Here is a 12043-nt window from a genome sequence, read left to right on the forward strand (position 1 = left end):
CCGTCACCACCGCCATGATTGCCGCCGCCCGCGTCACCGCCGCCATGGTTGCCGCCGCCGGCGTCACCGCCGCCGTGGTTGCCGCCGCCGGCGTCACCACCGCCATGATTGCCGCCGCCGGGGTCACCACCACCATGGTTGCCACCGCCGGGGTCACCGCCGCCATGGTTGCCGCCGCCAGGATCGCCCCCGCCGGGGTTGCCGCCGCCTGGGTTCCCACCGCCCGGATTGCCACCACCAGGATTACCGCCGCCGGGGTTGCCGCCGCCCGGGTTCCCGCCTCCGGGATTTCCACCGCCCGGATTGCCACCACCACCCGGATTGCCGCCGCCTGAATTGCCTCCGGGATTACCATTCGTGGGGCCGCCCGAGGAGGAGCCGCCGCCGGGATTGCGGCCTGCGGTGCGGCCGGGACGGTCGGTCGTGTCGCGCCTTGTCGAGTCGACTTCCTGCCCCGGAACGAGGTTGTCGTCGTTGTCGCGGAAGCTGGACAGGGCGCGCGACACGGTCGATGTCGTGAGAGGCGGGCATTGTGCCACCTGCGCCGGTGTCAGGATCTGGCCGCGGTTCGCAGCCACGCAGCACACCGCGACGTTCGACTGTTTCAACGGCCGGCATTCCGCCGCCGACAGCACTGGCCGCACCGACTGGGCCGCGGATTGCGGCGCGGACGACAGAAGGCCGACGGAGGAAAAGAAAGCGACCGACAGCAACATTTTCGCTCTGACATGTCGGCTCGGCATACGGTTACGCAAGGAAGCCTCCTATTCCTTTGAAAATACTTTCATTTCAAGGTGAATGAGGTCTAACACGTTCCGTCGAATACTACCTTTTACCTAAAGTCATTAGACACCCTGTCCGAACGGGGGCAGCGATTTCGCCGCACCGTACCTCTTGCACGCCGGCCCCTGGTTTCCGGTGGCAGACCTCGGTCGTCTTGAAAAAATCCAAGTTAAGCCTTTGGCATGCTTCGCCTTGCATGATCGACTTCTCGACGCCCTTGGAGACTAGCCGTTTGACCCGGTTCCTCATCCTGCTGGCATCCCTTGGAACGCTCACCGCCTGCAGCCAGACGGGCCAGAACGTGCGTCCCATGGCGCTTGCCGGCAACGCCTTCGCGCCGCCTGCCTTCTCCGCCTTCTGCGAGAGGGACGCGCATCTCTGCGACTCGGTGAGCGGGCGCAAGATCGTGGAACTGACGGCATTCCGGCAGCAGGAATTGAGCGCCGTGAATGCCGAGGTGAACCGCCGCATCCTCCAGCGCGAGGACCGCGAGACTTCGGGGCGCGAGGACGTGTGGCGTCTGGCCACCAAGGAGGGCGACTGCGAGGACATCGCGATCGCCAAGAAGGCTGCTCTACTCCAATCCGGATGGCCGGCCTCCGCGCTGCTTCTCACGGTGGCGCGCCAGCCCCATAGCGACGAGGGGCATACGGTGCTGACAGTGCGCACCGACGGAGGCGACTTCATCCTCGACAACCAGACCTCGCGCGTGAAGCCCTGGTCATCCACTCCCTATCGCTATTTCGCGCGCCAGTCGCAGGACCGAAACGGGCGGTGGGACAGGATCGCCGGAAAGGACTGATCGCGCCGGAGACCGGCGGGGCTGCCGGCGCCCGAACCTCGGGCAGCGCGGCGTTCGCGCGGGGTCTGTCGATCCCGACGATGCGCGCATCGGCTTGAAGGACAGGGTGACGGGCGCCGGTGCGGATCGCGCCATTGATCGACCCTCCGACGTGTTCTTCGACCAGCCGTTCACGACCCGCCCGCGCAGCGTTGCTGCCGTCCCGTGACGTCGAGGCCGGTGAGCGGGACCATGCTCGCAGAGCGGCTCGCCCGACGCTTTCATTCCAACCTCGGTGACGCGGTCCGCGTCGTGGGCTGCGGATCATGCGTCGCGCAACGGCAGCAACGTCGGCGGCCAATACATCTGTCGTATGCGTGCCAGATGTTTAGACGTTCCTCAATGATTAGCCGGTAGACTATTCCGGTTCGCCTCGGGAGGACCGATACACGGGCGACCGGCGGGACTCATCTGCATGCTTCAAAGATTGATCAAGCAGTTCTTCGGCGCGTCCGGCGGCAGCATTCCGCTGATGACCGCGCTTCTGATGATCCCCATGACATTGATGGCCGGCGGTGCCGTCGATTTCGTGCGCTACGAGCGGTTGCGCGTCTCGCTGCAGGACACGCTGGATCGCGGTGTCCTGGCCGCCGCCTCGCTGACGCAATCGCAGGACCCGGAAAAGCTGATCAAGAGCTACCTCGCGCAGCTGCCGACGGATCTCACGTACAACCTCCAACTGCAGGAAAGCAAGGGTACGAACTTCCGCAAGATCGTAGCCACCGTATCCCTCAGGCAGCCGACGACCTTTCTCAAGCTCGCAAGCGTCAGCGAATTGCCGATATCGGCACAATCGACCGCCCAGGACGAGCGGAAGAACATCGAAATCTCCCTCGTGCTCGATATCTCCGGTTCGATGGTCGACAACACCGGCATGACCCAGCTCAGGCCGGCCGCAGTGAGCTTCATCGATGCCCTGATACGCCCCGATACCAAGGACTTCACGTCCATGAGCATCATCCCCTTCGCGGGCGGGACCAATATCGGGCCGAAGGTCTTCGATTATCTGGCAGGACCGCTCTACAAGAGACGGCATCTCGTATCTTCTTGCTTCGAGACGAATACCCTGGAATTCTCGACAGGATTGCAGGCCTTTCCGCTTTCGGATCAGTTCCCGGACTTCACCTACTACAACTGGGGCAAGACCGATCGCAAGGCAGCCTGGTGTCCGAGGGACGACCAGCAAGTCACCTATATCACGAACGACGTTGCCCTCCTGAAGGCGCGCGCGAACGCGCTGCAGCCCTACGACGGGACGGGCACGGCCTATGCGATAAAGTGGGGAACCCAGTTCCTGGACCCCGCGATGCAGCCGATGATGTCGGCGCTGCGCAAGAATGGTTCTTTGCCCATTCCGGCCGCCTTCGACGGCCGGCCCGCATCCTACACCGATACCGGGACACGAAAGATCCTCGTGCTGTTCACGGACGGAGCGGTCGGGTTCCAACCGCGTCCGGCAAAGACCACGGACAACGTGGTCACCGGCAACATCAGCTGTACCAACTGCTCCCGCCAGATCTATTCGGCCAGCGAAGCCGTATCCGCCTACAAGGCGGCCTGCACCTACGCCAAGAGCAAGAAGATCACGATCTTCACGATCGCGTTCCGGGTGAGCGCGGGTGATGCGCCATCGCTGGCCTTCTGCGCCAGCGATCCGTCCTATGCCTACAACATCGACGGCCTGAACATCGCCACCACCTTCCAGTCGATCGCGACCACGATCCAGAAGATCCGGCTGGTGCCGTGATGCTCGCTCGCTTCTCGAAGGATCCCTCCGGCGCATCGGCGGTCGAGTTCGCTCTCGTGGTGCCGATCTTCCTGGCACTGGTGTTTTCCACCCTCGAGGGCGGCTGGCTGATGACGCGGTCGATGCTGCTCGGGCGAGCCCTCGATCAGACCATCCGTCTGATCCGCATCGGCGATCCCGCGGCGCCCACGAGCCACACGGCGATGAAGAAGGCCCTCTGCGCGCGGACCATGATCGTCCGCAACTGCGAGACGACGGTGCTCATCGAAATGAAGGAGATCAGGACGGCCGCCGACATGCCGACGCATGCCGCGGTCTGCGTGGACCGGGGGGCGAGGGTGCAACCGGTCACCAGCTTCTCGACCGGTAGCCGCGGCTCGATCATGTATGTTCGCGCCTGCATCGTGTCCGATCCCATCGTTCCCCTGATGGGTCTGGCGCTCCAGTTCGAGAAGGACGGCAAGGGGGGATATCACCAGACGGCCGTATCGGCCTTCGTGAACGAGCCGGGCATATGAGGGGGGCGCAACGAAGCCTTCGCGCATTCCTGCGCGACCGTAGCGCGGTCTCGGCGATCGAGTTCTGCATCATCGCTCCGGTGCTCGTGGCGCTGTTCCTCGGAAGCGTCACCCTGTTCATCGGGTATTCCGACTCGGTGACGGCCGAAAAGGCGTCGTTCACGGTGGCCGACATCCTGGCCCGCAAGACCACCGTGAACACGGGAGACCTGCAGGTCATGGATTCCCTGTTCCAGGCCATGCTGCCCCCGTCGCACGGGCTGACGACGTTTCGCATCAGCAGCGTCACGATGGCCAACGGGAAGCTCGACGTCGCCTGGTCCTGGCCCCGGTCCCCGCTCGCGCCGCTGAAGAAGACGGAACTTCCCGGGATGAAGTTGCCGCTGGTGGCCGAGGGGGACTCCGTCATCGTTCTGGAAACGACAGCGGCCTACGCCCCCTTCGTGGCATCCGTCGGCCTGAAGGCCGGGCGCTACGACAACATGGTGGCCAATCGCCCGCGATACACCTCGGCGATCAGGAAGACCGACTGAACCCTCTCCGGCGAAGGCGAGCCGCGCTGCCATCGGGACCGGCGTCAAGGCGCGGTGCCCCAAGGTCCGGACGCCGGCCGATCCCGTCGCCCCGTTGCACCGCCGGGGCTCGCGCGAAACCTCAGAAGCGCAGCTTCAAGCCGATCTCGCCGACATGGCTGACGTCGATGTCGGCGCCGGTGCCGATGGAGTAGCGGCCGGTCAGCGAAAGGCGGTCGGTCACCCCGGCATCGACCCCGACGCCCGCGACGAAGCCGCGGGCCGCGACGTCGTCGAGCCCGGCGGACCGAGCCCTGCCGATGCCCCCGGCGATCCGTGCCGAGACACGCGCGTCGTCCTGCGTGAGGATGTCCTCGTAGCCAATGCGCCCCGTGAGGGCGAAGGGCCGCCCGCCGAGTTCGGTGGCGTAGGCGAGGTGGAGGTTGGCCGAACCGAGAAGGGCGTTGCGCTGCGTATCGCCGTAGACGATCTCGGCCGCGGCGCCCGTCTCGCCGTAGCCGTCGGCGTCGGCGTAGAGATAGTCGAGCCCGAGCGCGGGCGTCACGGTGAGCGCGCCGGCCTGGAACCCGTACCCGGCCTCCAGACCGATATTGGCCGAGACCCCGTTCGTATCCCCGCCGTGGTTGACGACCGTGCTCACCCGCGTCCGCCGGTCGAGGTCGTCGTAGTCCTGGTGCGCGACGCCGCCGGACAGGGTGACGTAGGCCGGGCCGAACAGCGCCGTGGCATAGACATCGGCCGCAAACGACAGCGTGTCGTAGGTGAGGCGGGCGTCGTCCACCTCGCCGGCCGCCGCCGACAGCGCGCCGCCGAGGATCAGTCGATCGTTCAGGCGATGATCGAGACCGACGCGCACCGTGCCGTTGCGGAAGCGATAGCCGTCGGCGCCATCGCGCTCGAAACGGCTGCCGCCGACCGAAACGTAGAGATCGGAGAAGGGAACCGCGATCGCGGCATCCGAGCCGGTGGCGGGCGGCGGCACCTGGAGCGCGGCGAGGCGGGCGCGCTCGCGCAAGGCGTCGGTCGACGTCATGCGGTCGAGGAGCGCGGTTTGCGTAAGGGAGCCGACCGCCGACGCCGCGGCGCCGACCGACAGGTAGTCCTCGACGAGCTGCGAGAAGAGGCGATGGATGCCGGTGGTCGGATGCACCCCGTCCCAATACTGGTAGGTGTTCTGAATCGCGACCGGCGCGCCGGCGCAGGCCGGTGTCGCAAGGCAGGCGTCGCGCGTGTTCACGATGCCGAAGCGCGCGGGGTCGCTGGTGATCAGCGTCCCCAGGCGCCGGACGTCGACGAGAACGACGTCGGTGTTGGGAAGCGCGGCCGCGACCTGGGTCACGCCGGCCGCGAGCGTCTGGTTGAAGAGATCGGTCGCGAGCGTGCCGGCGACCGATGCCGGGATGGATCCGGAGAAGGCCGGCGTCGCGCCGATGTCGGGCAGGTTCAGCACCGCGACGGTGGGGGCCCCGAGCGAACCGAGCCGGGCGAGCGAGGCGGCGACGTCGCCGGCGGCCGCGACGGCGCCGGCTCCGATCGTGGCCGGTGTCGCACCGGCCGCCTCGATCTCCTGGAAGATGTTGTTGGCGCCGCCGTAGAGCGTCACCACGTCGGCCGCGCCGAAGCGCCCGTCCTGCAGCACGAAGGCGTCGATCTGGGCGGGAATGCCGGGCGGACGCAGTCCGTCCAGCCGATCGGTGCGCGCGCCGCCGAAGGCGTAGTTCTGGGAGAGTTCGGGATTGATCCGAAGGCCACTGAGCGTCGCCGCTCCCGCCGGCTGCATCGGCCCCCCGTTCAGGTATTCGGTGAAGACCGGACCGTTGGAGTAGCGCCCCTGGAAGTAGGGCGGCGACGTCGGCGTGCCGGATACGAGGAACAGGTTGCCGTTGTCCGACAGGGAGTCGCCGAAGCTGATCACGGGGCCGGCGACCTGAGCCGATGCGGGCAGCGCGGTGGCGCCCAGAAGAACGGCGGTGGCGGCAGCCAGAACGGCACGGGTCTCAAGGCGGCTCATGCGAAGCGTCTCCCCATCCGGCTCGGCGTCCGGCCGAGCCCCCGAGGGGAAGCATGCGCGAGACGGCGCTTCGGCGACAGGGCGGAAGCGCGCGCCCGCACGCGGGGCCTCCCGATTGCGGCAGCTCTGTGGCCGACCCGCCGCAGCGCCGGCTTGCCCGTCGTCGATGCGAGTGGGCGATCCCCAATCCGTCAGGCGGCCTTGTCGCGCTTGGCTTCATACATCGCGGCATCCGCGACCGCCCTGAGATCCTCGGCCGTCATGTTCGGGCGCCACAAGGCGGCGCCGAGGCTGACGCCGACAGGGATGGTAAGCCGCCCGAAATCGATCGGCTCGGCGAACTGCCGACCGATCCGGTCGAGAGCCACGGCGATCGCGCCTTCCGAGGCCGTCGAGAGGACCGCGGCGAATTCGTCGCCGCCGATCCGCGCGATCTTGTCCTTCTCGCGCACGCCGGCCCGAAGCCGAAGCGCGGTCTGGCGGAGGACCTCGTCGCCGACCTCGTGTCCGAACGTATCGTTGACCAGCTTGAAGCGGTCGAGATCGGCCAGGATGAGCGTGAACGGGGCTCCGCCGTCCCTCGACCGCGCCATCGCCGCCGCAAGATCGAGGTCGAAGCGCCGACGGTTGGAGATGCCGGTGACCGCATCGACGAAGACGGCGGACTGCAGCTCGATCTCCGCCCGCTTGCGCTCGTCGATGTCGGCCGTCATTCCCAGAAGCTGGATGATCCTGCCGTTCCCGTCGATGACCGGCGACAGGATCGTGCGCCACCATCGAAGCCCGGAAGGCGTCGCCGCCAGTTCCTCGTATTCGTCCATGACGCCGGACGCGAGGCACCGGCGATAGTTCGTCTCCCAGCTGCGCGCGCCTTCGGCGGACATGAATTCGGCCGCGGTCCTCCCGACGAACATGTTTTTCGTGAAACCGGACAGCTGGCACAGCGGTTCGTTGATGCCGTCGTATCGAAGAACGCCGTCGTCCGTGATCGCGACCGTGAATGCCGGAACGGCAAGCGAATCCACGTTGATCCTCGACATCGATCCTCACTCGTTCCTCAGCGTCACATTGGAGATTCGACGTAAAGATCGCGTGAAATTCTATGGTGGACACGGTTTGCACTGCGACCGTCGGGCGGGACCCAAGCGTCCCGCACGTCGATGCCGCCGTTCGAGGGACGGGACCCAGGGCCTGCGCCGCTTGAGGCGGAATGCCGCTGCCCGCAGTTCGGCATAGGCCGACGCCCGTCCCGGGTGCTAGGGGCGTGCGCCAGGGAATGGACTGCAGTCGAAGGTGCGCCGTGTCGATCGTACATCAAGACTGGAACGAGCCGATACCGGGCTTGCGGGTCCTCAAGCGGACCGCCGGCGGGATACGGCACATCCAGATCTACGGTCAGCGCTGTTCTGGAACTCATGCGATCGCTCGAACCATCGATGCCAACTTCGGCGATCAAGCCCGAACCGAAGCCTACGGCTTCAAGCACTGGTTCGTCCCCGATCAGGTTCTGTTCCGCGACGACGTCCTCGTGCTGGTCATCGCGCGCAGCGCCTTCGACTGGGTCCGCAGCCTGCACCGCCAGCCGTGGCATGCGCATCCCGAGGTGAAGCGCCTGTCGTTCTCGGCCTTCATCCGGGCGCCCTGGCATTCCTATTGGGACGACGAGTTCTGGGGCATTCGCGACGGCCATCCCCTGCGCGGTCAGGAAATGATGCACGAGCGCGACCCCGCGACGGGGCTTCGCTTTGCCAACCCGATCGCCAAGCGCACGGCGAAGCTGCGCCATTGGGGCGCGCTGCATACACGCGCACCCAATGTGGCACTGCTGTCGCTGGGGACCCTGCAGGGCGACCCCGAGGCCGTCGTGGCGGCGCTGGCGGCTCTGACCGAACTGCCCGCATCCCCGGAGTTCCAGCGGGTCTGGTCCTACAAGGGCAACGGAAACCGGGTGTTCGAACGCACGCACTACGACGCGCTCGGCGAGGACGATACGCATTGGATCGCCCGTCATCTCGATCCCGACGTGGAAACCCGGTTCGGGCTGCCGACCCAGGCCGTCGGCGGCAGCGACTGAGGCAGGCGCTTTCGCCGGCGAAGCACCGCCGAACGGCGGCGGGCAAGCTTCGTGCCGCGCGGCGGCGGGCGAACTATAGTCGTCTAACCAGCTTTGACGCGTTGCGTGGAAATAACGCGCACGATTTAACAGTTTAGCATGCCGTTCGGCGCAATGGTGGCATCCACTCCATAACGTAACGGGCTCATGTCAGCGCTTTCCGCAGACCTTCAAAGCGCACCGCGGCGCCACAGCGCCGAGGCTCTGCTCGAGAACCTTCCCCACCCCGTCCTGTCCATGGATCGCGAAGGCGAGGTCCTGTATGCCAATGCGGCCGCGCAGGCGGTGCTCGGCGGATGGATCCTCGGACTGCGGTTCGCCGACCTCTTTCCCGAACACCTCGAACCCCTGGGTCAGGCGACGGCGGGCGGGGTTCCGCTCGCCCTCACGTCCAAGACGCAGATGCGGTTCCGCGCGCTCTTCGCCGATGCGCCCGATGCCGGCCTCCTCCTCAGCCTGTTCCCGGATGGGGGCCAGACGGCGGTGCCGGCGAGCGACACCGACGATCTGAGCGGCCTGATGAAGCGCAGCGGCATGAACGAACGCCTCGATCGGGCGCTTGCCAACGATGCGCCGGGCGTGGCGGTCCACTGCATCGATCTCGACCGCTTCAAGATCATCAACGACACGCTCGGCCACGGCATCGGCGACCTTCTCCTGAAGAAGGTGGCGGACCGGATCCGTTCCGCCTGTCGCAAGGACGACTGCGTGGCGCGCGTCGGCGGAGACGAGTTCGTCGTGGTCCAGACCGGCATAGGAGGCGCGGACGACGCTGCAAGGCTGGCCGGGCGTCTCGTTGATCTCGTGGGCCGCACCTACGTCCTCAGCGGGCACACCATCAACATCGGCGCGAGTGTCGGCGTCGCGCTTGGCGAGGGCGTCGTCGTCGGACGCGACCTCCTGCGCAACGCCGATCTCGCCCTCTACGAGGCGAAGCGTGCGGGCCGCAACCGCTTCCGCAGTTTCGAGCCCGGCATGGACGCCGCCCTGCGGGAGCGGCGCGAACTGGAGATCGACCTTCGGCGCGCGCTCGCGTTGAAGCAGTTCGAGCTGCACTATCAGCCGTTCCTGGATCTCGGCTCCAACGCGGTCATCGGCTTCGAGGCCCTCATCCGCTGGCATCACCCGACGCGCGGCTTGGTCTCGCCGGCGGATTTCATCCCGCTCGCGGAGGAAACCGGCCTCATCAACAAGATCGGGGAATGGGTGCTGCGGACGGCCTGCTCAACCGCCGCGACCTGGCCGGACGACCGGGCCGTCGCGGTCAACATCTCGCCGGTGCAGTTCAGGACGGACACCCTCGTGGACCTCATCGTGTCCACCCTCGCCAGTACCGGACTGCCGGCCCATCGCCTCGAGATCGAGATCACGGAAGGCGCCCTCCTCGACAACACCGACAGCGTCCTCAAGACCCTTCACGCCCTACGTGATCTCGGGATCCATATCTCCATGGACGATTTCGGAACGGGTTACTCGTCGCTGAGCTATCTGCAGAAGTTCCCGTTCCACAAGATCAAGATCGACCGCTCCTTCGTCCAGCGCGCGGAGGAGGGCGGTGACAGCGAGGCCATCCTGAGGGCGATCGCGGGGCTCGGCGTCAGCCTCGGCATGGCAATCACGGCGGAAGGCGTCGAGACGCCGGAACAGCTCGAGCGGATCCGCAGCGAGCACTGCACCCACGTTCAGGGCTACCTCACCGGCCGACCGATGCCGGCCGATCGCCTGTCCTCGTTCCTCTATTCCTGAAAGGGCCACCTGATGTCCGAGCCTCTTTATCAGCTCGTCTACTACAGCCGGAACGCCGTCGCCGGCGACGAGGCGACCTTCGCCGAGGCTGTCGACGCCATCCTCGAGGCGAGCCGCCGCAACAACCCGGCCGTCGGCATCACCGGCGCCCTCCTCTTCAACGCCGGCTGCTTCGCACAGGTGCTGGAAGGGCCGCTCTCGGCGGTGGAAGCGACCTTCGAGCGCATCCAGCAGGACGAGCGCCACGGCGATGTCTCGCTCCTCGCCCTGGAGCCCATCGCCGCCCGCACCTTCGGGACTTGGGCCATGGGTTTCGTCGGCCGCTCAGCGGAAAACGCCGATCGCTTCGCCGCAGTCGGGGCGGGCAGCGGCTTCGATCCGGAACGCCTGGGCGGACAGCGCATTCACGAGATCCTTCGGGACCTGACGCTTCAGGAGGAAGCCCTCGCGGCCTGATACCGGTTCGCTCGGCCGCCGGGCACCGCGTCGTCCGCCGCACCCCGGCGGCTGTCGGCGGCAAAAGAGAGGTTGTGCCACCACCGATCCGCGAACGTTTTCCCTCGCCACGGCTTGTACGGGGATCGAGAGGAGGATCCCATGGATATCACAGGTGACGAGCGCGAGTTCTGGCGGGCGATGCGAGCCCTGACGATCGACGCCGAGGGACACGAAGTCTTCGTCGGGCTGAGCCCGCGCGAGAGCGAGGAGTATCTCGCTCTCAGTCGTCGCAACGAAGCCGGCGAGGACATGAACGGCGTCCCCGCCTTCGACGCCCTGCAGAAGAAGCACGAAGCCGCACGCCAGGAAATCGTCGACGGCCGGGCGCGTCTCGACGGCTGATCCGACGCCGTTCTCCGCCTCGGCACTTCGCAGCCGCCGCCTATGGGGAACAGTCCGCCCGCCGACGGCGCGGGCGCCGCTTCGAAGACCATGCATCCCCATCGGTTTGCCATGGAGCGTTTCCGGCGCGGTGACGTTCTCCCTTGCAAGCCGCAAGCGAGGTTTCATGGGCCACCCGACGACGGTCGAATTGCTGACGATAGCCTTGGAGTTGCGACTAGCGGCCCAGGACCCTTCATCGACGAAGAGACGATTGACGCAGGCGCGGCTCATGGAGATGGCGAGCATTCTGGAGAACGCCGCCCATCGGGTCGAACCCGTCCACGGGAATGTCGAGGTCCGTGCGCTCAAGGCGTTGAGCCTGGCATCGCGATAGACGCGCAACCCCTCGCCGCAGGTGCCGGGCAGCTCGCCGCCCCTCACACAAGGAGCACCGCCATCATGGGCATCGACAGGGACGACACGAACCAACCATCCTTGAAGCCGGGGGACGAGGCCGCGCCCGGCACGCCGGGGAGCGGCGAAGACGTTTGTCCCGATTGCGCCGGGACCGGCACCCTTCAGGGCGAGAGCTGCGCCCGGTGCGGCGGAACGGGGATCGTCCAGGAGGGGATCGGCGGCGGCTGATCGGCCAGACGGCGTTCAAGGTCGCGACGGCGCACCGCGAGGCTCCGTCGTCAGGCCCGCAAAAGGCGGCGGGTGTTCGTGTCGATCTCCATCTGCCTCGTGAGGTCTCGCGCATGTCCCGTCGCGCCTGGAAGATCCTGTTGTCCGCCGTCGTCCTCGTGGCCGTCGGCTTCTATGCCTACCGCTGGTTCACGCCCGACAGCCCCGCCGATCTCGCCAGGACCGGCCAGTGCGAGCAGTACCGGCAGGCGGACGAGCGGCTGGAGGCGGGCCTCGACAGCGAG

General features: G+C 66.8%; 11 protein-coding genes. 9 read left to right on the forward strand and 2 right to left on the reverse strand.

The window, feature by feature from the left end:
• From AUL34_RS22625 to AUL34_RS14570, 5 genes are all read left to right on the forward strand, one after another.
• Positions 1-335: hypothetical protein (locus AUL34_RS22625; protein ID WP_202814958.1), on the forward strand; the 335-nt coding region annotated here is incomplete at its 5' end.
• Positions 336-1015: 680 nt separating this feature from the next.
• Entirely contained in the window at positions 1016-1585 is a 570-nt protein-coding gene (locus tag AUL34_RS14555) for a transglutaminase-like cysteine peptidase (protein ID WP_244492586.1), read from the forward strand.
• Positions 1586-2039: 454 nt separating this feature from the next.
• Positions 2040-3371 carry a TadE/TadG family type IV pilus assembly protein gene (locus AUL34_RS14560; RefSeq protein ID WP_061935044.1) on the forward strand — a complete coding sequence of 444 codons (1332 nt, stop codon included), beginning with the start codon at positions 2040-2042 and terminating at the stop codon, positions 3369-3371.
• A complete protein-coding gene (locus AUL34_RS14565) occupies positions 3371-3889 on the forward strand; it encodes a TadE/TadG family type IV pilus assembly protein (RefSeq protein ID WP_061935046.1) in 519 nt (172 codons plus the stop codon). The genes AUL34_RS14560 and AUL34_RS14565 overlap by 1 nt, the downstream gene beginning before the upstream one ends.
• Positions 3886-4422, forward strand: a complete 537-nt coding sequence (locus tag AUL34_RS14570) for a TadE/TadG family type IV pilus assembly protein (RefSeq protein ID WP_061935048.1) — start codon at positions 3886-3888, stop codon at positions 4420-4422. Before AUL34_RS14565 ends, AUL34_RS14570 begins: the two co-directional genes overlap by 4 nt.
• A gap of 121 nt (positions 4423-4543) precedes the next feature.
• On the opposite strand, the gene AUL34_RS14575 is transcribed toward AUL34_RS14570, so the two are convergent.
• Positions 4544-6433 (reverse strand): autotransporter domain-containing protein, encoded by a 1890-nt coding sequence (locus tag AUL34_RS14575; RefSeq protein WP_061935050.1) that lies wholly within the window; start codon positions 6431-6433, stop codon positions 4544-4546.
• 191 nt (positions 6434-6624) lie between these two features.
• On the reverse strand, positions 6625-7473 hold the full coding sequence (locus AUL34_RS14580) for a sensor domain-containing diguanylate cyclase (protein ID WP_061935052.1): 849 nt from the start codon (positions 7471-7473) through the stop codon (positions 6625-6627).
• A gap of 260 nt (positions 7474-7733) precedes the next feature.
• Here AUL34_RS14580 and AUL34_RS14585 point away from each other — a divergent pair, with 260 nt between their 5' ends.
• From AUL34_RS14585 to AUL34_RS14600, 4 genes are all read left to right on the forward strand, one after another.
• The gene (locus tag AUL34_RS14585; RefSeq protein ID WP_156420940.1) at positions 7734-8507 is read left to right on the forward strand and encodes a hypothetical protein; all 774 of its coding nucleotides are present in this window, start codon (positions 7734-7736) and stop codon (positions 8505-8507) included.
• A gap of 186 nt (positions 8508-8693) precedes the next feature.
• Positions 8694-10292, forward strand: coding sequence for a bifunctional diguanylate cyclase/phosphodiesterase (locus AUL34_RS14590; RefSeq protein ID WP_061935056.1), 1599 nt, complete (start codon positions 8694-8696; stop codon positions 10290-10292).
• A 12-nt stretch (positions 10293-10304) separates the two neighbouring features.
• A complete protein-coding gene (locus AUL34_RS14595; protein WP_061935058.1) occupies positions 10305-10748 on the forward strand; it encodes a BLUF domain-containing protein in 444 nt (147 codons plus the stop codon).
• A 141-nt stretch (positions 10749-10889) separates the two neighbouring features.
• Positions 10890-11132, forward strand: a complete 243-nt coding sequence (locus tag AUL34_RS14600) for a hypothetical protein (protein WP_061935060.1) — start codon at positions 10890-10892, stop codon at positions 11130-11132.
• The last annotated feature ends 911 nt before the right edge of the window (positions 11133-12043 follow it).

Origin of the sequence: Aureimonas sp. AU22 (genome assembly GCF_001463745.1) — a bacterium.
Taxonomy (GTDB): Bacteria; Pseudomonadota; Alphaproteobacteria; order Rhizobiales; family Rhizobiaceae; genus Aureimonas.

Bases quoted from the DNA above. Each gene is read 5' to 3' on its own strand.
- AUL34_RS14565 (WP_061935046.1), top strand. From the start codon at position 3,371: ATGCTCGCTCGCTTCTCGAAGGATCCCTCCGGCGCATCGGCGGTCGAG.
- AUL34_RS14580 (WP_061935052.1), bottom strand. From the start codon at position 7,473: ATGTCGAGGATCAACGTGGATTCGCTTGCCGTTCCGGCATTCACGGTC.
- AUL34_RS14590 (WP_061935056.1), top strand. From the start codon at position 8,694: ATGTCAGCGCTTTCCGCAGACCTTCAAAGCGCACCGCGGCGCCACAGC.
- AUL34_RS14595 (WP_061935058.1), top strand. From the start codon at position 10,305: ATGTCCGAGCCTCTTTATCAGCTCGTCTACTACAGCCGGAACGCCGTC.
- AUL34_RS14570 (WP_061935048.1), top strand. From the start codon at position 3,886: ATGAGGGGGGCGCAACGAAGCCTTCGCGCATTCCTGCGCGACCGTAGC.
- AUL34_RS14575 (WP_061935050.1), bottom strand. From the start codon at position 6,433: ATGAGCCGCCTTGAGACCCGTGCCGTTCTGGCTGCCGCCACCGCCGTT.
- AUL34_RS14560 (WP_061935044.1), top strand. From the start codon at position 2,040: ATGCTTCAAAGATTGATCAAGCAGTTCTTCGGCGCGTCCGGCGGCAGC.
- AUL34_RS14600 (WP_061935060.1), top strand. From the start codon at position 10,890: ATGGATATCACAGGTGACGAGCGCGAGTTCTGGCGGGCGATGCGAGCC.